19 protein-coding genes and 1 tRNA gene are annotated in these 20,148 nt (G+C 42.2%); 18 read left to right on the forward strand and 2 right to left on the reverse strand.

The window, feature by feature from the left end; all coding sequences use genetic code 11:
- The 15 genes from HMPREF2979_RS06285 to HMPREF2979_RS06355 form a co-directional block, all read left to right on the forward strand.
- The coding region (locus HMPREF2979_RS06285; protein ID WP_261787298.1) for an LPXTG cell wall anchor domain-containing protein at positions 1-4,269 on the forward strand (4,269 nt) is incomplete at its 5' end.
- A 183-nt stretch (positions 4,270-4,452) separates the two neighbouring features.
- Entirely contained in the window at positions 4,453-4,674 is a 222-nt protein-coding gene (locus tag HMPREF2979_RS06290) for a DUF4649 family protein (RefSeq protein WP_048674614.1), read from the forward strand.
- Between the two features lie 136 nt (positions 4,675-4,810).
- Complete coding sequence (trpX, locus tag HMPREF2979_RS06295) at positions 4,811-5,812, forward strand: tryptophan ABC transporter substrate-binding protein (RefSeq protein WP_037601128.1); 1,002 nt, start codon at positions 4,811-4,813, stop codon at positions 5,810-5,812.
- A gap of 9 nt (positions 5,813-5,821) precedes the next feature.
- Positions 5,822-6,691, forward strand: coding sequence for an ABC transporter permease (locus tag HMPREF2979_RS06300; RefSeq protein ID WP_002883493.1), 870 nt, complete (start codon positions 5,822-5,824; stop codon positions 6,689-6,691).
- Positions 6,688-7,446 carry an ABC transporter ATP-binding protein gene (locus HMPREF2979_RS06305; RefSeq protein WP_070655705.1) on the forward strand — a complete coding sequence of 253 codons (759 nt, stop codon included), beginning with the start codon at positions 6,688-6,690 and terminating at the stop codon, positions 7,444-7,446. Before HMPREF2979_RS06300 ends, HMPREF2979_RS06305 begins: the two co-directional genes overlap by 4 nt.
- A gap of 179 nt (positions 7,447-7,625) precedes the next feature.
- Positions 7,626-9,287 (forward strand): ribonuclease J, encoded by a 1,662-nt coding sequence (locus HMPREF2979_RS06310; protein ID WP_070655708.1) that lies wholly within the window; start codon positions 7,626-7,628, stop codon positions 9,285-9,287.
- Positions 9,288-9,420: 133 nt separating this feature from the next.
- Positions 9,421-10,203 carry an alpha/beta hydrolase gene (locus HMPREF2979_RS06315; protein WP_070655710.1) on the forward strand — a complete coding sequence of 261 codons (783 nt, stop codon included), beginning with the start codon at positions 9,421-9,423 and terminating at the stop codon, positions 10,201-10,203.
- A gap of 119 nt (positions 10,204-10,322) precedes the next feature.
- A complete protein-coding gene (locus HMPREF2979_RS06320; protein ID WP_070655712.1) occupies positions 10,323-11,042 on the forward strand; it encodes a matrixin family metalloprotease in 720 nt (239 codons plus the stop codon).
- Positions 11,043-11,053: 11 nt separating this feature from the next.
- Positions 11,054-11,425, forward strand: a complete 372-nt coding sequence (locus HMPREF2979_RS06325; RefSeq protein ID WP_048790575.1) for a hypothetical protein — start codon at positions 11,054-11,056, stop codon at positions 11,423-11,425.
- A 367-nt stretch (positions 11,426-11,792) separates the two neighbouring features.
- A complete protein-coding gene (locus HMPREF2979_RS06330) occupies positions 11,793-12,236 on the forward strand; it encodes a flavodoxin (protein WP_002883520.1) in 444 nt (147 codons plus the stop codon).
- A gap of 51 nt (positions 12,237-12,287) precedes the next feature.
- Complete coding sequence (locus tag HMPREF2979_RS06335) at positions 12,288-13,823, forward strand: ClC family H(+)/Cl(-) exchange transporter (protein ID WP_048790576.1); 1,536 nt, start codon at positions 12,288-12,290, stop codon at positions 13,821-13,823.
- 73 nt (positions 13,824-13,896) lie between these two features.
- Positions 13,897-14,169 (forward strand): chorismate mutase, encoded by a 273-nt coding sequence (locus HMPREF2979_RS06340; protein ID WP_048790577.1) that lies wholly within the window; start codon positions 13,897-13,899, stop codon positions 14,167-14,169.
- Between the two features lie 9 nt (positions 14,170-14,178).
- Positions 14,179-15,405, forward strand: coding sequence for a voltage-gated chloride channel family protein (locus HMPREF2979_RS06345; RefSeq protein ID WP_060972694.1), 1,227 nt, complete (start codon positions 14,179-14,181; stop codon positions 15,403-15,405).
- 127 nt (positions 15,406-15,532) lie between these two features.
- Positions 15,533-15,880 carry a 50S ribosomal protein L19 gene (gene rplS, locus HMPREF2979_RS06350; protein ID WP_002883489.1) on the forward strand — a complete coding sequence of 116 codons (348 nt, stop codon included), beginning with the start codon at positions 15,533-15,535 and terminating at the stop codon, positions 15,878-15,880.
- 50 nt (positions 15,881-15,930) lie between these two features.
- Positions 15,931-16,002: transfer RNA gene (locus HMPREF2979_RS06355), tRNA-Arg, on the forward strand.
- Between the two features lie 175 nt (positions 16,003-16,177).
- On the opposite strand, the gene HMPREF2979_RS06360 is transcribed toward HMPREF2979_RS06355, so the two are convergent.
- Positions 16,178-16,702 (reverse strand): hypothetical protein, encoded by a 525-nt coding sequence (locus HMPREF2979_RS06360; RefSeq protein WP_070655714.1) that lies wholly within the window; start codon positions 16,700-16,702, stop codon positions 16,178-16,180.
- 74 nt (positions 16,703-16,776) lie between these two features.
- Positions 16,777-16,953 (reverse strand): DUF3042 family protein, encoded by a 177-nt coding sequence (locus HMPREF2979_RS06365; protein WP_002883513.1) that lies wholly within the window; start codon positions 16,951-16,953, stop codon positions 16,777-16,779.
- Positions 16,954-17,028: 75 nt separating this feature from the next.
- On the opposite strand from HMPREF2979_RS06365, the gene miaA reads away from it, so the two are divergent.
- From miaA to dnaX, 3 genes are read left to right on the forward strand one after another with little or no spacing between them, the layout of a single operon-like run.
- On the forward strand, positions 17,029-17,940 hold the full coding sequence (gene miaA / locus HMPREF2979_RS06370; protein ID WP_048790579.1) for a tRNA (adenosine(37)-N6)-dimethylallyltransferase MiaA: 912 nt from the start codon (positions 17,029-17,031) through the stop codon (positions 17,938-17,940).
- Positions 17,941-17,973: 33 nt separating this feature from the next.
- Positions 17,974-18,474, forward strand: coding sequence for a GAF domain-containing protein (locus HMPREF2979_RS06375; protein ID WP_282185667.1), 501 nt, complete (start codon positions 17,974-17,976; stop codon positions 18,472-18,474).
- Complete coding sequence (gene dnaX, locus HMPREF2979_RS06380; protein ID WP_049545619.1) at positions 18,474-20,126, forward strand: DNA polymerase III subunit gamma/tau; 1,653 nt, start codon at positions 18,474-18,476, stop codon at positions 20,124-20,126. The genes HMPREF2979_RS06375 and dnaX overlap by 1 nt, the downstream gene beginning before the upstream one ends.
- The last annotated feature ends 22 nt before the right edge of the window (positions 20,127-20,148 follow it).

The raw sequence follows: 20,148 nt of genomic DNA on the forward strand, positions 1-20,148 counted from the left end.
GAAACAACATACACACCTAAGATTACTCCAGTCGTTCCAACATCTGAAGATGCCACATCGACAGATATTCAAGGGGCAACACAATCTGGAAAACCAACCTTCACCGAAGGTGATCCAAATGTTCCAATCGATGAAGATACACCAGCTACCTTCGAAGATGGTTCAACCACTAAGACAGTAGATGGCGAAGGAACTTACACTGTTTCTCCAGATGGAATTGTAACCTTCGTACCAGAAAAATCATTTACTGGAACTGCTTCAGGCGTAACAGTAAAACGTGTGGATAAGAACGGTACTGAAATCACAGCTAAGTACACACCAACTGTGACACCAGTAACACCAACTGCAACACCAACAACATCAACAGATATCCAAGGTGCGACTCAAACTGGTAAACCTGAATTCACTGAAGGCGACAGCCGTGTGCCTATGAACGATGATGTTCCAGCAACCTTCGATGATGGCTCAACTACGAAGACTGTGGACGGTGTTGGTACTTACACAGTAGCATCAGACGGAACAGTGACCTTCGTACCAGAAAAATCATTCGTTGGAACTGCACCAGCTGTAACAGTGGTTCGTGAAGATATGAACGGAACTAAAGCTTCTGCGACATATACACCAACCGTAACACCAGTTACACCAACTGCAGAAGATACAACATCTACTGACAAACAAGGTCAAACGCAAACAGGTACTCCAACCTTCACACCAGGTAATCCAAATGTTCCAATGGATGATGATACACCTGCAACATTTGAAGATGGCTCAACAACCAAGACTATTCCTGGTGAAGGAACTTACACTGTTGCTCCAGACGGAACCGTAACCTTTGTTCCAGAAAAATCATTCACTGGAGAAGGTACAGGCGTAACGGTTAAACGTGTCGACAAGAACGGTACTCCAGTTACTGCTAAGTACACACCAACTGTGACACCAGTAACTCCAACAGCAACTCCAGCTGAATCAGAAGCCCCTCAAGGTGTGGTTCAAACTGGAACTGTGACCTTCACTGAAGGTGACCCAGTTGCACCAATCGACAAGGATACCATTACTCTTCTTGATGAAAATGGCCAGCCAGCAGCATCAGTAGATGCGAAATCACCAGCAGGTGATGTGATCGGTACCTTCACCGTTGATAAAGAAACAGGTGTTGTAACCTTCACACCAACGGATAAATCTTACTCAGGTGATGTGGTTCCAGTTAAGGTTCAAGGTAAAGATACAAACGGAACTGTTGCTGAGACAACTTACACACCTAAGATCACGCCAGTTGTACCAACTGCTGATCCTGCAAAATCTACAGACATCCAAGGTCAAACGCAAACAGGTACACCAAGCTTCACACCTGGTAACCCTGCAATCCCAATGGATGATGAAACACCTGCAACCTTTGAAGATGGATCAACTACGAAGACCATTACAGGCGAAGGAACTTACACAGTTGCTCCAGACGGAACTGTAACCTTTGTTCCAGAAAAATCATTCACTGGTACAGGTACAGGCGTAACGGTTAAACGTGTTGATAAGAACGGTACTCCAGTTACAGCAACTTATACACCAACAGTAACCCCAGTTACACCAACTGCTGAACCAACAACATCAACAGGTAAACAAGGTCAAACTCAAACAGGTAAGCCTGAATTTACTGAAGGCGACAGTCGTGTACCAATGAACGATGATGTTCCAGCAACCTTCGAAGATGGCTCAACCACTAAGACAGTTGACGGCGTAGGTACCTACACAGTAGCCGCAGACGGAACAGTAACCTTTGTTCCAGAAAAATCATTCGTCGGAACTGCACCAGCAGTGACTGTTGTTCGTGAAGATAAAAACGGAACTAAAGCATCTGCGACTTATACACCAACAGTAACACCAGTTAACCCAACTGCAACTCCAGCAGAATCAACTGGTCCTCAAGGTGTGATTCAGACTGGAACTGTAACCTTTACAGAGGGAGATTCAGTTGCTCCAATCGACAAAGATACCATTACACTTCTTGATGAAAATGGTCAGCCAGCAGCGGCAGTGTTTGCTAAATCACCAGCAGGTGATATTGTTGGTACTTTCACAGTTGATAAAGACACAGGTGTCGTAACCTTCACACCAACGGATAAATCTTATTCAGGTGATGTTGTTCCAGTTAAAGTTCAAGCAGCTGATACAAATGGAACAACAGTAGAAACAACATACACACCTAAGATTACTCCAGTTGTCCCAACTTCTGAAGATGCGACATCTACTGATATCCAAGGTGCAACACAAACAGGTAAACCAAGCTTCACCGAAGGTGACAGCCGTGTACCAATGAACGATGATGTTCCAGCAACATTTGATGATGGTTCAACCACTAAGACAGTAGAAGGCGTTGGTACCTACACAGTAGCGGCTGATGGAACTGTAACATTCGTACCTGAGAAATCATTCGTTGGTGAAGCCCCAGCAGTGACAGTTGTTCGCGAAGATAAGAACGGCACTAAAGTTTCTGCTACTTACACACCAACTGTGACACCAGTAACTCCAACTGCTGAACCAGCAGCATCGACAGATATCCAAGGTCAAACTCAAACTGGTAAGCCTAAATTTACTGAAGGTGATAGCCGTGTGCCAATGAACGATGACGTTCCAGCAACCTTCGATGATGGATTAACTACGAAGACAGTAGAAGGCGTTGGTACTTACACAGTAGCGGCTGACGGAACAGTAACTTTCGTACCTGAGAAATCATTCGTTGGTGAAGCCCCAGCAGTGACAGTTGTCCGTGAAGACATGAACGGCACTAAAGCCTCAGCAACCTACACACCAACTGTTACACCAGTCACACCGACTGCAACTCCAGCAGTATCTACTGACATCCAGGGTGCAACACAAACTGGTAAACCTGTATTCACCGAAGGTGATAGCCGTGTGCCAATGAACGATGACGTTCCAGCAACATTTGACGATGGTTCAACAACTAAGACAGTAGAAGGCGTTGGTACTTATACAGTAGCAGTAGACGGAACAGTTACATTCGTACCTGAGAAATCATTCGTTGGTGAAGCTCCAGCAGTGACAGTTGTTCGTGAAGATGTGAACGGAACCAAAGCCTCAGCAACCTACACACCAACTGTAACTCCTGTAACACCAACTGCTGAGCCAGCAACATCTACAGACATTCAAGGTCAAACCCAAACAGGTAAGCCAAGCTTCATGCCTGGTAACCCAAGTGTACCAATGGATGATGATGTTCCAGCAACCTTTGAAGATGGATTAACTACCAAGACTATTCCAGGTGAAGGAACTTACACCGTTTCTCCAGACGGAACAGTAACCTTTGTTCCAGAAAAAGCATTCACAGGAACAGGTACAGGCGTAACAGTGAAACGTGTTGATAAGAACGGTACAGCTATTACAGCTACCTATACACCAACCGTTACACCAGTAACACCAACTGCAGAATCAGTTACTTCAATTGGTAATAAGGGTCAAACGCAAACAGGTAAGCCAAGCTTCACTGAAGGCGATAGCCGTGTACCAATGAATAACCAAGTTCCAGCTACCTTTGAAGATGGTTCAACAACCAAGACGATTTCAGGTGTTGGTACTTACACAGTAGCTGCAGATGGAACTGTAACCTTCACACCAGAACCTGAATTTACAGGAACTGCCCCAGCAGTAACAGTTGTTCGTGAAGATGTCAACGGAACTAAGGCTTCAGCAACCTACACACCAACTGTCCTTCCAATCACTAAGTTTGTTGATAAAGAAGGTAAGGAAATCCCAGGATATCCTACAGTTGATGGTGAACAGCCAAAAGTTGAGATCCCAGGTTACCGCTTCGTAGAAACTAAGAAATTACCTAATGGTGATATCGAACATGTCTACGAGCAAGTAACAACATCATATGTAGATGAAAATGGTACTCCAATCCCTGGTTATCCAACCGAAGATGGCCAACAACCTAAGAAAGACATCCCTGGTTATGAATTTGTGAAGACAGTTGTAGATGAAAATGGTAATACTCAACACATCTACAAACAAATTGTGACTCCAACACCTGTGCCGGATACAACTCCGACACCAGAGCCACAGCCAGCTCCACAAACAGAAGAGCCTAAGGCTCCAGTGCTTCCAGAAACAAAAGAAGAAGCTCACTTTATCAATCCAAGTGATAAGACAGCTCAACTTCCAGAAACTGGTAGTGAGGATTCAAACCTTGCAATCTTTGGTTTGGCAAGTCTTCTAGCTGGATTTGGACTCTATGGTACAAAACGACGCAAACGTTAAAATGATTTAACGGTCGTATAGGACCTTAAGAATCCAGATTTCAATTAAAATAGACCTCATGGTATTTGCCATGGGGTCTATTTGTATGGTCCAGCCTGCTGTTTTTCAAGTCGTCATGATTGACTTTGCTCTCTAGGAAGCGTAATCTAGACCTTAGGTAAAGGATTATAAGGAGGTCCCTCGATGATTGAAGTAACATATTTAAATACCGCCAAGCAAGAAAAACACACTTCCTTTGAAGATTACAATGAATTTGTCAGAGCCCAGCAAGCTTGCTGGATTGCCTTACCAGATGCAACACCAGTCACTAAGGTGACTATTAACGGACATGATATTGGATACAAAGGGCAATATGGTGATCTTTACTTTTATATTATGAAGCTAGACTTGGCACAATATCAGTAATAGTAAGGGAAAAGAATTAGACATCGTGTTCTGGTTCTTTTTCTTTAATCAAGGTAATTTTTATAAATTAAGAATATTGCTAATTGACTGAAAATGACTTACAATAGAAAGGAAGAATTTATAGAAGGAGACACATATGAAAAACAAGCGTTTAATTTGGACTTTGGTTTTCTTAGCTATCTTGACGCTCGGTTCTATTGGGACAGATCTTTTCAAAAAAGAACACCAAGATGCCAATAAGGTCGTCAAAGTAGGGATCCTCCAGTTCGTGACTCACGACGCCCTGGATCAAATCGAGAAGGGAATTGAGGATGGCCTTAAGGAAGCTGGATATAAGGGGGACAAGGTTAAAATCACCCTCCTAAATGCCGAAGGAGACCAGTCTAAAATTCAAACCATGTCTAAACAATTGGTTAATGACAAGAACGATGTTGTTATCGGTATTGCCACACCAGCAGCACAGGGGCTAGCGGCAGCTACCAAGGATATTCCAGTCATTATGGGGGCTATCTCAGACCCTGTTGGGGCCAAATTGGTTAAGAATCTCAAGCATCCGGAAGGCAATGTTACTGGTACCTCTAACCAAGTGCCGATTAAGCAAACAGTAGACTTGGTCAAATCACTGACACCAAATGCCAAAACTATTGGTATTCTCTACGCTTCAAGCGAGGACAATTCCAAATCACAGGTTGAAAGCTTTAAGAAATACGCAGAAAAAGATGGCCTGAATGTGGTCGAGTACGCCGTACCATCAACCAATGAAATCAATACAACCATGTCAGTCATGACTGGTAAGGTAGATGCCATCTGGACGCCTCAAGATAATACGATTGCCTCAGCCTTTTCAACAGTAATCTCATCAGCCAACCAAGCTAAGATTCCAGTTTATACGACGGTTGATACGATGGTGAAAGAGGGTGGTTTGGCTTCAGTTGCTCAAAGCCAATATGAACTTGGAAAGGCTACAGCTCGTAGTGCCGTTAAGGTTCTTAAAGGTAAGAAAGTTAAGGATGTTCCTGTAGATGTTATCGATGATGGTACACCAACGCTTAACCTTAAAGTTGCTCAAGACCTCAACATCACCATCCCTGACGATGTGCTTAAACAGTCAGATATCGCTGTTAAGGCTGATAAATAAGGAGGACTTATGATTATTTCATCTATTTATCAGGGGCTTCTATACGGAATCCTAGGTCTTGGGATTTACATGACTTTCCGTATCTTGGATTTTCCTGATTTGACAACAGAAGGTTCCTTCCCTCTTGGTGGGGCAGTAGCAGTAACCCTTATGAACTTTGGTTGGAACCCAATTTTAGCAACCTTGGTTGCTGTCTTGGCCGGCTGTGGTGCTGGACTTGTGACTGGTCTCCTCTATACTAAGGGAGAAATTCCTACTATTTTGGCAGGTATTTTGGTCATGACCTCTCTTAACTCAGTCATGCTTATGATTATGGGGAGGGCCAACCTGGGACTTCTAGATATCAAGACTATCCAAGATTTGCTTCCTTTCAGCAAGGACTACAACCTCTTGATTGTTGGTCTCATTGCGGTAACCATTGTTATCACTGCCTTGATTGCCTTTCTTAACACGCGCCTAGGTCAAGCTTATATTGCCACAGGTGATAATAGAGACATGGCTAAATCTTTTGGTATCAACACAGACAATATGGAAGTGATGGGGCTTGTTATCTCAAACGGTATTATCGCTCTCTCAGGAGCCTTGATTAGCCAACAGGACGGTTATGCCGACGTTTCTAAAGGGATTGGGGTTATCGTCATTGGTCTTGCCAGCATTATCATTGGTGAGGTCCTTTATGCGACTAACTTGACTCTGTTGGAACGTTTGATTGCCATCTGTATTGGTTCAATCCTCTATCAGTTCCTTTTGACAGCGGTTATTGCTCTTGGCTTTAACACAAACTACCTCAAACTCTTTAGTGCGATTGTTCTGGCTATTTGCTTGATTTCGCCTGTCCTACGCCGAAAATTCTTTAAGGGGGTGACCTTATCACGATGACAGGTATTGTAGAACTCAAAAATGCGACTGTTAAGGTCAATAACGGTTTTGACACCGAAAAAACCATCCTGGACCATGTCAGCCTTACCATTAGAGAAGGTGATTTTATTACCATTCTTGGTGGAAATGGTGCCGGAAAATCAACCCTCTTCAACGTCATTGCAGGGACACTCATGTTGACCAGTGGTCAGATTTTCATCATGGGTGAAGATGTTACGGCTCTCCCTGCTGAGAAGCGTGCTAAGTACCTCTCACGAGTCTTCCAAGATCCTAAAATGGGGACGGCTCCTCGTATGACCGTTGCAGAAAACCTCTTGATTGCCAAATACCGTGGTGAAAAACGAGGGCTTAAATCACGCCAAATTCATCTCTACACAGAGGAGTTCCAAGGTCTGATTGAACGTATCAGTAATGGTTTAGAAAAGCACTTAGATACACCAGCAGGTCTCCTTTCAGGTGGTCAGCGTCAGGCTCTCAGTCTGTTGATGGCGACACTTAAACGTCCTGAGCTCTTGCTCTTAGACGAGCACACTGCAGCCCTGGATCCTAAGACCAGTGTAGCCCTCATGAAGTTGACTGATGAGTTTGTGACGGGCGACCATCTTACAGCCTTGATGATTACCCATCACATGGAAGATGCCCTAAAATATGGCAATCGTTTGATTGTTATGAAGGATGGTCAAATCATTAAAGACCTTACCAAGGAAGAAAAAGGTCAATTGGATATCACAGACTATTACGCTATGTTTGAGTAAGCCTCGTCTGACTCTAAATTGTAAAATAAGCCAAAAAGTTGTATACTTAAAGGGTATGCAACTTTTTGTTGTGGCCTGTAAATCGACAAGGAGACTGTTCGCACGAACGTTCAGCTCCTTGGACCGTCTGTAAAAATAGGCTCTAGAAGAGAGTCAAACTAAAAAGGAGAAAAACAAGCATGAGCGATATTAAAATTATTGCCCTAGGTGGAGTACGTGAAAATGCTAAGAACCTCTATATTGTTGAGATTAACGACTCTATCTTTATCTTGGATGCTGGTCTAAAGTATCCTGAAAATGAACAACTAGGTGTTGACTTTGTCATTCCTAACTTAGATTACTTGATTGAAAATAGAAATCGTATCCAAGGGATTTTCTTAACTCACGGACACGCTGATGCCATTGGTGCCCTACCTTATATCTTGCAAGAAGTCAAAGCACCAGTCTTTGGATCATCCCTCACAATCGAGTTAGCTAAACTTTTTGTCAAGAATGCTGGCGTTAAGAAATTCAATAATTTCCATGTTATTGACGCAGAAACTGAAATTGAATTTGAGGATGCTGAAGTCTCATTCTTCAAAACAACTCACTCAATTCCAGAATCAATGGGGATTGTTCTTGGCACTGATCAAGGCAATATTGTCTATACAGGGGACTTCAAGTTTGACCAAGCTGCCCGTCCTTACTACAAAACTGATTTAGGTCGTTTGGCTGAAATCGGACGTGAAGGTGTTTTGGCCCTCTTGTCAGACTCAGCAAATGCGACAAGTACGGAACAAACAGCTTCTGAAGCAGAAGTTGGCCAAGAAATTGACCAAGTAATTGCTGATGCAGAAGGACGTGTTATTGTTGCTGCAGTTGCCTCAAACTTGGTACGTATTCAACAAGTCTTTGATTCAGCTGCTGATCACGGACGTCGCGTTGTTCTTACTGGTTTTGACGTAGAAAATATTGTCCGCACAGCTATTCGTCTCAAAAAATTGACTGTGGAGCATGAAAAACTTATTGTCAAACCAAAAGACATGAACAAGTTCGAAGACCACGAGTTGATTATCCTCGAAAATGGTCGTATGGGTGAACCAATCGATGGCCTTCAAAAGATGGCTGTTGGTCGTCACCGTTACGTTCAAATCAAGGATGGAGATTTGGTTTATATCGTAACAACTCCAAGCATTGCTAAGGAAGCCGTAGTGGCACGTGTTAACAATGCTATCTATAAAGCTGGTGGAACTGTTAAGATGATTACGCAGAGCCTTCGTGTTTCTGGACATGCCAATGCTCGCGAACTTCAATTGATGATTAACCTCCTTCGTCCACAGTATCTCTTCCCTGTCCAAGGTGAGTACCGTGACCTTCAAGCACATGCAGAGTTAGCCTTGGAAGTTGGTATTCTTCCAGAAAATATTTATATCGTAAAACGCGGTGACATCATGCACCTATCAGAGGACCAAGGTTTCCTTCATGAAGGAGCTGTCCCAGCTGGTGATGTTATGATTGATGGTAATGCTATTGGTGATGTGGGTAATATCGTCCTTCGTGACCGTAAGGTCTTGTCTGAAGATGGTATCTTTATCGTAGCTATCACTGTTAACAAGAAGGAACGTAAGATTGTCTCTAAAGCGCGTGTGAATACACGTGGGTTCGTTTATGTGAAGAAGAGCCGTGATATTCTCCGTGAGGCTGCTGACATTGTTAATGCTACCGTTGAAAATTACTTGGCAGGAGACAGCTTCGACTGGGGTGAACTTAAAGGTGCTGTCCGAGACGATGTGGCTAAGTTCCTCTTCGACCAAACCAAACGTCGCCCAGCTATCCTTCCAGTTGTCATGGAAGTCCGCTAATAACTGACTAAAACATAAGAGTGTGAGCGTGTCGCTTGCACCATAGACATTGAGGAAAGTTTTAACAAGACTTTGTTCTAAAATCAAAAGCTGGGGTGTCCCAGCTTTTCTAACATTAAGAAAGGAAAAACAAATGGCTTTTTTTCAAATTGAATACTCATCAGATGTTCTAGGACAATACCGCCAAGTGGATGTCATCTATCCAGATCGTGATCAGATTGCTGAAAGGGAAAGTGATACAGATATTCCAGTTCTCTATCTCCTTCATGGCATGGGGGGCAATCATAATTCTTGGGCCTTCCGTACCAATATTCAGCGTCTCCTTCGTAAGACTAATCTCATTGTTATTATGCCTAACTCTGAAAATGGCTGGTATACAAATACCAATTACGGGGTTAAGTATTACGATGCCATTGCTAAGGAGCTTCCTCAAGTCATGCAACGTTTCTTCCCTAGTATGACTAAGAAGCGTGAAAAGACCTTTATCGCTGGACTTTCTATGGGTGGCTATGGTTCTTTCAAACTAGCCTTAACGACAAATAACTTTGCTTGTGCGGGTTCCTTCTCTGGTGCCCTTGGATTATCAGCAGAGATGATTACAGATGAAACGAGTGAGTCTAAGGAATACTGGCAAGGTGTCTTTGGCGATTTGGAAGGAAAAGACATTGAGCAGCACAAATTGGTTAACCTAGCCAAACAACATGACAAGAAAACCAAATTCTTTGCCTGGTGTGGCCTTGAGGATTTCCTTTTTGATTCTCAAGATAAGGCAGTTGCTGATTTGAAGGCCCTTGGTTTAGACATTGACTACCGAACAGACCATGGAAGACATGAGTGGTATTATTGGGAAAAACAACTAGAAGCCTACTTAGAATGGTTACCTATTGATTACGTTAAAGAAGAACGTTTGTCTTAATAGGTCAAGTTTGTAACATCTTATCAAAGAGATGATAAAAGCTTAAAGTGATATTTTTTGCTTGTCAGAACTATTAGAGCTTGATATACTAGGGGAAGTTTCGAAAAGGAGGCTCAATAATGAAAAAATTATTCAGAGTAATCTTCTATATTCCCAAACTTCTTTTACAATTTATTTGGAATCTTATTTGGGCTATATTTAAACTTGCCCTAGTCCTAGCCCTTATTGGTTATGGACTCGTCTACTATGCCAATAACTCTTCAAGTACCTTAGCCACAAACATTAACCAAGCCTTTCATCAAGTAGAGCTAGGTTTTAGTGGTACCAGTACTAGTGACGTTGAGAAAGTTGTCTCTAACCTATCAACGACTGATACCATTCCAGAGTCTAATGGAGCTAGATGGGCGCAAAATACAGCTAGCATCTATATACAATCTACAGATGAAACCTTGGTAGCAGCTTATAAGGAAGCTATTACTAGCTGGAATAACACGGGTGCTTTCATCTTTACTTTAACTGATGATGCCTCAACAGCTGACATTGTTGCGACAGACTATTCTGATGCGAATTCACAGGCAGCAGGTTTAGCAGACACTCAAACCAATGTTTTGACCAATCGCATCACTCATGTAGATGTGAAGTTGAACCGTTATTTCCTCTTGAATAGTGATTTTGGTTATACTCACAAGCGTATTGTGAATACGGCTGAACACGAATTGGGACATGCCATTGGCTTAGACCATGATGACTCTAAGACATCCGTTATGCAATCAGCAGGATCTTATTACGGGATTCAACAGGTGGATATTGATACGGTCCATGCTCTCTATGCAAATTAGGGAGGGGTGTCATGCGCTATTTGAAACGCCTTGCTAGACGTTACCCCATGCAAACCTTCCTTTTTCTTTTCAATGCTGGGGTCTTTACTTGGTTGCAAACAACAGGAACCATGATTGCCAATCGTTTGGGCCTATCAGGTGATGGCATTTGGATTTATATTCCCAATTGGGTAAAAACGCTGACCAGTCATTCCATACAGAGTATTCAAACCCTATACGGGGCCTCTGGTTGGAGTTGGCTAATCGCCTCTATGCTTCTTACTTGGTTCTTGACTTTTCTGAGAGGTCTCATGAGAGCAGTGATTCTCATTCTGATAGTTGGTCTTGGCTTATGGCTAGTCTATCGACACTTTGAACTCTTACAAAATCTAAAACTGTCCTGATGGGCAGTTTTAAATTGAAATGAATTCTTCTTTTTAGACTTTTCTTAGGCGAGTACGGACGCTAGCGACTTCCTTCGGAATTCCATAGCTAAGTTTTGAGCCTAGTGTCTCAAAACTTCCGAGTGCCTAAAGTTATTTAACTTTAGGCACTTTTCTCACAGCGAAAAGTCTTGACTATAGCTCGCTCTGAAATTATTAAAGGGACTATCTCATTTCATCTACAGAAAGTTCTATATGTTTAGACGCCAAGTCACTTGTAAAAAGAATCTAAAACTGTCCTGATGGGCAGTTTTTTTGAGTTGTTAGGTCATTTATTTTCTGAAAAAATATGATATAATATAGCTAATTTATTATTTTGGAGGACATTATGGCTTTAGCAAAAATCGTTTATGCCAGTATGACCGGTAACACGGAAGAAATCGCAGATATCGTTGCCAAAAAATTGGAAGAATTGGGTCACACTGTAGATGTAGACGAGTGTACAACGGTTGATGCCGCTGATTTTGAAGATGCGGACATCTGTATCGTAGCGACTTACACTTATGGTGATGGTGAGTTGCCAGATGAAATCGTTGACTTTTACGAAGATTTGGCTGACCTCGACTTGTCAGGTAAAATCTTTGGTGTTGTAGGTTCAGGAGATACCTTCTACGATTATTTCTGTCATTCAGTGGATGAGTTTGAAAATCAATTCACATTCACAGGGGCGACTAAAGGTGCTGATAGCGTCAAGGTTGACCTTTCTGCTGAAGATGAAGATATCGAAAATCTTGAAGCTTTCGCTGAAAAAGTTTCAGAAGCATTAGCATAAGAAAAAAGCAGAGTAAAGTCTGCTTTTATTGTAGTTAAAAATGGAGTTTTTATGAATGAAATAGAAAGAGATTTTAGGACGCAATCTCAACATCTCCTTTGGTCTGTTTGGCGAGGGCTCTTAGTGGGGGTGACAGCAGGAGCAGTGGTCAGTCTTTTTCGTTGGTTAATTGCCAAAGGGGCCGCATTTTCTGTAGCTATTTACGAAGACGCCCTTCATAATCCCCTCCTGATTCTGGGAATTGTACTTGTTAATCTCTTGATTGCCCTTTTTATTGGTTACCTTATTAAGCAGGAAAAAGACATCAAGGGCTCAGGGATTCCCCATGTTGAAGGGGAACTGATGGGGCTCTTACATCCGTCTTGGTGGTCAGTTTTATGGCGTAAATTCCTAGGTGGAGTCCTTGGGATTTCAATGGGACTGATGTTGGGACGTGAGGGACCTAGTATTCAACTAGGTGCCATGACTGCTAAGGGATTAGCCAAGGGACTTAAGCTCTCTGCACGTGAGAAGCGTGTCTTGATTGCTGCAGGAGCAGCAGCAGGGTTATCGGCTGCCTTCAATGCCCCAATTGCTGGTCTTTTGTTTGTCGTCGAAGAAGTCTATCATCATTTCTCTCGTCATGTTTGGGTGACAGCTTTAACGGCATCTTTAGTGGCCAATGCTGTTTCCTTACGCATCTTTGGCCAGGTACCAGTCCTTGCTATGACAGAAAAATTACCCGTATTTCCTTTGAAGGATTATTGGATTCTTATTGTCTTGGGGATTTTTCTAGGTGTGCTTGGATACGGTTATGAGTGGGTTGTCTTACGTATTGGTAAGGTCTACCAAGGGTTAGGGAAAATCTTCCACTTGCCATCTCATTTTCATGGCCTTTTGGCAGTTCTGTTTATCATTCCTATTGGCCTTTATTTTCCACATCTTTTAGGTGGCGGGAATGAATTGATTCTTGCCTTAAATGGTTTACATCCTGCTCTAACTGTGGCTATCCTCTATTTGGCTATCCGCTTTATTTGGAGTATGCTGTCCTTTGGTTCTGGCTTTCCTGGTGGGATTTTCTTGCCGATTTTGACTCTAGGTGCTCTTTCTGGTAGCGTCTTTGCGGCAGCTTTTGAAAACCTAGGCTTTTTACATCCCGTTCAGTTTCCTATCTTTATCATTCTTGGTATGGCTGGTTATTTCGGTGCTGTGTCTAAGGCACCGCTAACTGCTATGATTTTAGTAACTGAGATGGTGGGTGACCTTCACCAATTGATGACCATTGGAGTTGTGACCCTGATTGCCTATCTAGTTATGGATTTCATGGGAGGAGAACCTGTCTATGAAGCCATGCTTCACAATCTGATTGCTCACGAACAAGAGCAAGTTGATAATATACCGACGATGATTGACTTGCCGGTTACAGATAGTCTAGCTGGTCGATTGGTTAAGGATTTAACCTTACCTGATGGGGTTTTGATTTCCACTCAGATTTTTCAAGATCAGTCTGAGGTTGTTCATGGAGACACACGTCTAAAAGCAGGAGCAACCCTGTATCTAGTTGTTAATGAAGGTAATATCAGTCAGGTAAGAAAACTCTTTTTATAAGCAATTCAATGGCTTGAGGCTCTTTTGTCCTCAGGTCATTTTTGTTATAATGGAGAGAAAAAAGGAGGTCAGTATGGACTTAAATGAGATTCGCCAACAGATTGACACCGTTGATAATGAGATCGTGGCTTTGTTGGAAGAACGTATGAAATTGGTAACTCGAGTAAGTGCTTATAAACAACGCACTGGAAAGGCGATTTATGATCCCGAACGAGAGCAAGCCTTGCTAGACAAAGTAGGTGATAGTGTCGTTAATCCTGAATATAAAGAAGCTATCGTTGCTAGTTTTGCGGATATTATGAAACATTCTCGTACTTATCAAATAGGCAAGCTTGAAGGAAGGTAGGCTATTAAGATGAAAATTAGACAATTAAGTGAGAGTCAAGGTCTCTCATACTCCAATTTAGTGATTTTGAGTCTCTATGCTGTCTTTCTAGGGGCGCTGGTTGGGCTGATTGATGCTATTTTTGGTCGTGTTCTCATAGGACTTTCAGAATATCGGGACCACCATCTCTTTTATCTAGTCCCAGCGCTTCCTATAGCTGGGCTTTTGATTGTTTACCTTTACCAAAGGTTTGCAGGCAAGGCAGCACAAGGGATGGGCTTGATTTTCAAGGTTGGACATAATGAGGAGGATCAAGTCCCCCTAAGGTTAATTCCACTGGTGACTGTAACCACATGGCTGACCCACCTTTTCGGGGGTTCTGCAGGTCGTGAGGGAGTTGCTGTACAACTGGGGGCCACAGTTTCTCATGCTTTTAGTCGCTATTTTAAGCTCCCGAATGCTTCACGTATTTTCTTGACCATGGGGATGGCCGCTGGTTTTGGAGGGCTCTTCCAAACACCAATCGCCGCGACCTTCTTTGCGCTTGAGGTATTGACTCTAGGACAGTTAAGTCTGCCAATCTTGGTACCGACTCTTATTGCATCTTTTGTGGCTAGTACGACAAGCCATCTCTTAGGTCTTGAAAAATTTAGCCACTTTGTCTCCGAAAGTTTGAGTATTGACCTTGGGACGTTTATTAAATTAGCTCTTTTAGGTCTGGCCTTTGGTCTAGCAGGAAATCTCTTTGCTTATCTCTTGTCACTAGCTAAAAAGAAAGTAGCAAGTCTGCTCCCAAATCCTTATTATCGTGTTCTCTTAGGAAGTGTCGTCTTAACCTGTCTTCTTTTGATTTTGTGGAAGGGACGTTATACAGGTCTTGGAACGAATTTGATTGCTTTAAGTGTTGGTGGTGGGACCATTTATCCATTGGATTGGCTCTTGAAATTGCTCTTGACCGTCTTTACCCTATCTCTTGGTTTCCAAGGAGGAGAAGTAACCCCTTTGTTTGCTATCGGAGCCAGTCTTGGTGCTGTTCTAGCACCAGTTCTGGGACTTCCAATTCCACTTGTAGCAGGTCTAGGCTATCTGTCTGTCTTTGGTAGCAGTACCAATACCCTTTTAGCACCTATTTTCATTGGAGTTGAAGTCTTTGGTCCCGCTAATGCAGTCCCTTATGCGATTGTCATGGTTTTTGCTTATCTCATTAATCATAAGACGAGCATTTATGGACAACAAAAAATGCTAGAAATGCAATAAGATACTAGACATCCTGATAATTTTTTGATAAGATACTAGGAGTGTGTAATGGACACACAAAAATAACGGCTAATCCGCTGAGACACAGAGGTTGCTCTTAAGATTAGTAAGATAGGAGTATATAAAAATGAATCCATTGATCCAAAGTTTGACAGAAGGTCAACTTCGTACTGACATCCCATCATTCCGTCCTGGTGACACTGTTCGCGTTCACGCGAAAGTTGTCGAAGGAACTCGCGAACGTATCCAGATCTTTGAAGGTGTAGTTATTTCACGCAAAGGTCAAGGGATCTCAGAAATGTACACAGTTCGTAAAATTTCAAGCGGTATCGGTGTAGAACGTACTTTCCCAATCCACACTCCACGTGTTGAAAAGATTGAAGTTGTACGCTACGGTAAAGTCCGCCGTGCTAAACTTTACTACTTGCGTGCTTTGCAAGGTAAAGCTGCACGTATCAAAGAAATCCGTAAATAATTTACAGATTTCACATAAAAAATCTGTCCTCGTGGCAGATTTTTTCATAAGTCCTCTTAGTTAAATGGATATAACAACTCCCTCCTAAGGAGTCGTTGCTGGTTCGATTCCGGCAGGGGACATTTTTAAGCCTTTAACCATGCGGTTTTAAGCTATTTTGCCCCAAATTTAAACCAAATGTATTTGACGCCTATTGAATTATAGGTGTTTTTTTGATATGCAAAAACCCTAGTCAGGATTAGTCCTAACTAGGGTTTCGGATAGAATACTAGTGATGTTAAGTATTCTGTTAACTCATTAATTGGAATTGGCAGTTGTATCTGTGCTTGATGAAGCTTGTGGGTACTCGTAAGGATTGTTATCAACGTCGTCAACCCACTCATTGCTCTGATGGGTTGAGCTTGCGTGATTGCTTCCTCCACCAGCACCTGCGGCGAAGGCTGCATCGTGACCCCCACCTCCCCCTCCGTTTATGGCATAGGAGCCATCTTCTGGTCCGCCCCAACCTCGTCCACCTTCAGCAGGCTTGGACTTTTCTTGATTTCCATCTTGGTGGGATGTTTGGTTGTTTTGTTTTTGATTTGGTGCTTGAACAGAAGGGGATGCTTGATCTTTTTTTTTATCTTCTTTTGAAGTAGTAGTTGAAGATTTGGTCTTCTCTTTTTTATGAGAAGAGCTGCTTTTTGATGAAAGGCTGTGAGAGATGTGATGCGTTTTTGCTGTTGGCTTTACAGGTTCTTTTAAATGTTTTGATAAAAAACCAAAGAGAAAGAAGAAAGCTAGCAAAGAGAAGGTGATAATATTATATTTTTTTCTTTTCAAATTTGGCTCCGTTCCTAGTCATAGATGAAGAGTAAAAATAACAGTAAAAAACCAGGTTTCCCTGGTTCTCATTATTAGCGGCTTACGCGACGGCGAGCTGCTTTTTTACGGTTTTCTTCGATGAAAGCCAATTTCTTTTCTTCTGGTTCGATAATGGTTTTCTTAACTGCGAAGACAGCACCTGCTACAGTAGCAGCAGTTCCGATAACGCCAGTAGCGACACCTTTAGCGAATGAATGTTTTTTAGCCATGAGACTATCCTCCGTATATGTTATAATATGCTTATATTATCTAAAAAAATATCTAGAATAGCAAGTGAAAACATTATGAAAACCAAACTTATTGTAGTAGCTGGTCCTACTGCTGTAGGAAAAACAGCGCTTGGAATTGAATTGGCCAAGCGTTTTAATGGGGAAATTATTTCAGGAGATAGCCAGCAGGTTTACCGACAATTGAATATAGGAACCGCCAAGGCCACTCCTGAAGAGCAGGCGGCAGCAGTGCATCATCTGATTGATGTTCGCGATGTTGATGAGACCTATTCAGCTTATGATTTTGTGACAGAGGCAGAGGCTGCCATTACAGATATCGTTAGTCGTGGTAAGCTGCCTATTGTAGTAGGAGGAACAGGTCTCTATTTACAAAGTCTCCTAGAAGGGTATCACCTAGGGGGACAGGTCGATCAGGAGCACGTTTTAGCCTATCGATCGGAATTAGAGCAATTATCTGATCAGGAACTTTTTGAAAAAATTGATCGCTTAGGTATTGAGATTAAAGAGATTAACCGTCGTCGTGCTATTAGAGCACTTGAACTCCATCGTTTTTCGGAGAATCTTGAAAATACTGAGACGACTTATGATCCCTTTCTTATCGGATTAGATGATGAACGCTCCTTAATCTATAATCGAATTAATACACGAGTAGACAAGATGGTTGAACTTGGGCTCTTGGAAGAAGCCAAGTGGTTGTACGATAATTATCCTAATGCCCAGTCAGCTCGTGGTATAGGCTACAAGGAGTTGTTTCCTTATTTTTCTGGGAACCAGAGCTTGGACGAAGCCTTGGAAAAACTCAAGCAAAATACGCGTCGATTTGCTAAACGTCAATTAACTTGGTTCAGAAATCGAATGACTGTTAAGTTTTATCAGATTTCTAGTCCAGAATATCCTGAAAATGTCGTTCAAGATCTTGAATTATTTTTAAATGAAAGGGAAGGAGAAAAGGTAGGTCAATCTTAGTTTTAAGAACCAATCTTTGCTATAATGGTAGTTATGACTAACGAAGAAAAAAAATCAGCCTATGAATTAATGCTAGCACAGGCTAAAGTGCTTTTTGCCAATGAAAACAATGCTCTGGCCAACTTTTCTAATGCCTCAGCTCTCTTGAATACAACCCTGCCAAATTCTGTGTTCACAGGCTTCTACCTGATGGATAATGTCAAGAATGAGTTAATCCTTGGCCCTTTCCAAGGTAATGTTTCTTGTGTTCGAATTGCCTTAGGTAAGGGTGTTTGTGGTCAGTCTGCAGCAGAAAATAGAACCCTAATTGTCGAAGATGTCACCAAACACGCTAATTACATCGCTTGTGATTCCGCTGCTCGAAGTGAAATTGTTGTACCAATGGTCAAAGATGGCAAATTAGTTGGTGTTCTCGATTTGGATTCTCACCAAGTAGGAGACTATAACCAAGTAGACCAAGATTATCTTGAAGCATTTGTCAAAATTTTACTTGAGAAAACCGAGCTTACATTTGGAATGTTTGAGGTAAACTAATGTATCAAGCCTTATATCGTAAATACCGTAGTCAAACCTTTGGCGAAATGGTTGGTCAAAAAGTGATTTCAACCACGCTCAGACAGGCGGTAGAGTCGGGGAAAATCAGCCATGCCTATCTTTTTTCTGGACCACGTGGTACCGGTAAAACCAGTGCGGCAAAAATCTTTGCCAAGGCTATGAACTGTCCTAATCAAGTTGATGGTGAGCCTTGTAATCACTGCGATATTTGTCGTGATATTACTAACGGAAGTCTCGAAGATGTTATCGAGATTGATGCGGCTTCCAACAACGGTGTGGATGAGATTCGTGAAATCCGTGACAAATCGACCTATGCCCCAAGTCGTGCAACTTATAAGGTCTATATTATCGACGAAGTGCACATGCTTTCGACAGGTGCCTTCAATGCTCTTTTGAAGACTTTGGAAGAACCAACTGAAAATGTTGTTTTTATTCTGGCGACCACTGAATTACATAAGATTCCTGCAACCATCCTTTCTCGTGTCCAACGTTTTGAGTTTAAATCGATCAAGCAGGGAGCTATTAAAGAGCATTTGGCTTCAATTCTGGAAAAAGAAGGATTAACCTTTGATGATGAGGCTTTGACCATTATTGCTCGTCGTGCGGAAGGTGGTATGCGTGATGCTTTGTCAATCTTAGACCAAGCACTGAGTCTGTCTCCTGATAATCATGTCAGTCAAGCTGTAGCTGAAGAAATCACTGGTTCTATTGGTTTGACAGCCTTAGACAGTTTTGTCGCTAACGTTCGCAATCAAGAGACTACGCAAGCTTTATCAAACCTTGAAACTCTTTTTGATAATGGTAAGTCTATGAGCCGTTTTGCGACGGATCTCTTGGAGTATTTCCGTGATCTTTTGATTGTCAAAGCGGGCGGAGAGAACAGTCACCATAGTCCCCTTTTTGAAGAGAATCTTTCTCTGGAGCAAGACCGACTTTTCCAATTGATTGACTTGGTTACAAGTGCCTTGCCAGAAATTAAAACTGGAACACATCCTAAAATCTATGCGGAAATGCTGACTATAAAATTGTCAGAGACTCATACTCAGGTTTCACAAGAAATCCCAGGGAATTTACAAGAAGAGTTAGATAGTCTTCGTCGCGAGGTAGAAGGTCTACGTAAAGCTCTTAAAGAGGGCAAAGTCCAAGGAGAAGTAGCACCAACTCGAAAAGCCAAACCTGCTTATCAGTACAAGGTGGATCGTGAAAAGATTCTTACTATTATGCGTGAAACCATGGAAAATCCTCAGAAATCACGCCAGTGTCTGGATGCCCTAAAGGCAACTTGGCCTGAAATCTTGGATTCTATCAGCCCGCAAAATAGGGCACTTTTGAATGGCTCCGAACCTGTACTGGCCAATCAGGAAAATGCCATCCTAGCCTTTAATGCTGCCTTTAATGCTGAGCAGGTCATGAAACGCAGTGATCTCAATGATATGTTTGGTAATATCATGAGTTCAGCTGCCGGTTTCTCACCTAATATTATGGCTGTTCCAAAAGCAGAATTTGAAAAACTCCGAACAGAATTTGCACGAAGTCTCAAATCCAAAGAAGAATTGGAAAAAGAAGATCGTGAAGAGTATATCCCTCAAGAACTCGAGTTTCTCTCTGATGTAGTAGAAATAGAGGACTAAAAAGGTCCAGTGGACCTTTTTA

Origin of the sequence: Streptococcus sp. HMSC078H12, from assembly GCF_001814615.1 — a bacterium.
Classification (GTDB): domain Bacteria; phylum Bacillota; class Bacilli; order Lactobacillales; family Streptococcaceae; genus Streptococcus; species Streptococcus salivarius_F.

What these genes read in the sequence shown, in the direction of transcription:
- HMPREF2979_RS06365 (WP_002883513.1), bottom strand. Translation starts at nt 16,953, where the DNA reads ATGGCTAAAAAACATTCATTCGCTAAAGGTGTCGCTACTGGCGTTATC.
- rplS (WP_002883489.1), top strand. Translation starts at nt 15,533, where the DNA reads ATGAATCCATTGATCCAAAGTTTGACAGAAGGTCAACTTCGTACTGAC.
- HMPREF2979_RS06330 (WP_002883520.1), top strand. Translation starts at nt 11,793, where the DNA reads ATGGCTTTAGCAAAAATCGTTTATGCCAGTATGACCGGTAACACGGAA.
- HMPREF2979_RS06315 (WP_070655710.1), top strand. Translation starts at nt 9,421, where the DNA reads ATGGCTTTTTTTCAAATTGAATACTCATCAGATGTTCTAGGACAATAC.
- HMPREF2979_RS06320 (WP_070655712.1), top strand. Translation starts at nt 10,323, where the DNA reads ATGAAAAAATTATTCAGAGTAATCTTCTATATTCCCAAACTTCTTTTA.
- trpX (WP_037601128.1), top strand. Translation starts at nt 4,811, where the DNA reads ATGAAAAACAAGCGTTTAATTTGGACTTTGGTTTTCTTAGCTATCTTG.
- HMPREF2979_RS06305 (WP_070655705.1), top strand. Translation starts at nt 6,688, where the DNA reads ATGACAGGTATTGTAGAACTCAAAAATGCGACTGTTAAGGTCAATAAC.
- HMPREF2979_RS06310 (WP_070655708.1), top strand. Translation starts at nt 7,626, where the DNA reads ATGAGCGATATTAAAATTATTGCCCTAGGTGGAGTACGTGAAAATGCT.
- HMPREF2979_RS06375 (WP_282185667.1), top strand. Translation starts at nt 17,974, where the DNA reads ATGACTAACGAAGAAAAAAAATCAGCCTATGAATTAATGCTAGCACAG.
- miaA (WP_048790579.1), top strand. Translation starts at nt 17,029, where the DNA reads ATGAAAACCAAACTTATTGTAGTAGCTGGTCCTACTGCTGTAGGAAAA.
- HMPREF2979_RS06290 (WP_048674614.1), top strand. Translation starts at nt 4,453, where the DNA reads ATGATTGAAGTAACATATTTAAATACCGCCAAGCAAGAAAAACACACT.
- HMPREF2979_RS06340 (WP_048790577.1), top strand. Translation starts at nt 13,897, where the DNA reads ATGGACTTAAATGAGATTCGCCAACAGATTGACACCGTTGATAATGAG.
- dnaX (WP_049545619.1), top strand. Translation starts at nt 18,474, where the DNA reads ATGTATCAAGCCTTATATCGTAAATACCGTAGTCAAACCTTTGGCGAA.
- HMPREF2979_RS06345 (WP_060972694.1), top strand. Translation starts at nt 14,179, where the DNA reads ATGAAAATTAGACAATTAAGTGAGAGTCAAGGTCTCTCATACTCCAAT.
- HMPREF2979_RS06300 (WP_002883493.1), top strand. Translation starts at nt 5,822, where the DNA reads ATGATTATTTCATCTATTTATCAGGGGCTTCTATACGGAATCCTAGGT.
- HMPREF2979_RS06325 (WP_048790575.1), top strand. Translation starts at nt 11,054, where the DNA reads ATGCGCTATTTGAAACGCCTTGCTAGACGTTACCCCATGCAAACCTTC.
- HMPREF2979_RS06335 (WP_048790576.1), top strand. Translation starts at nt 12,288, where the DNA reads ATGAATGAAATAGAAAGAGATTTTAGGACGCAATCTCAACATCTCCTT.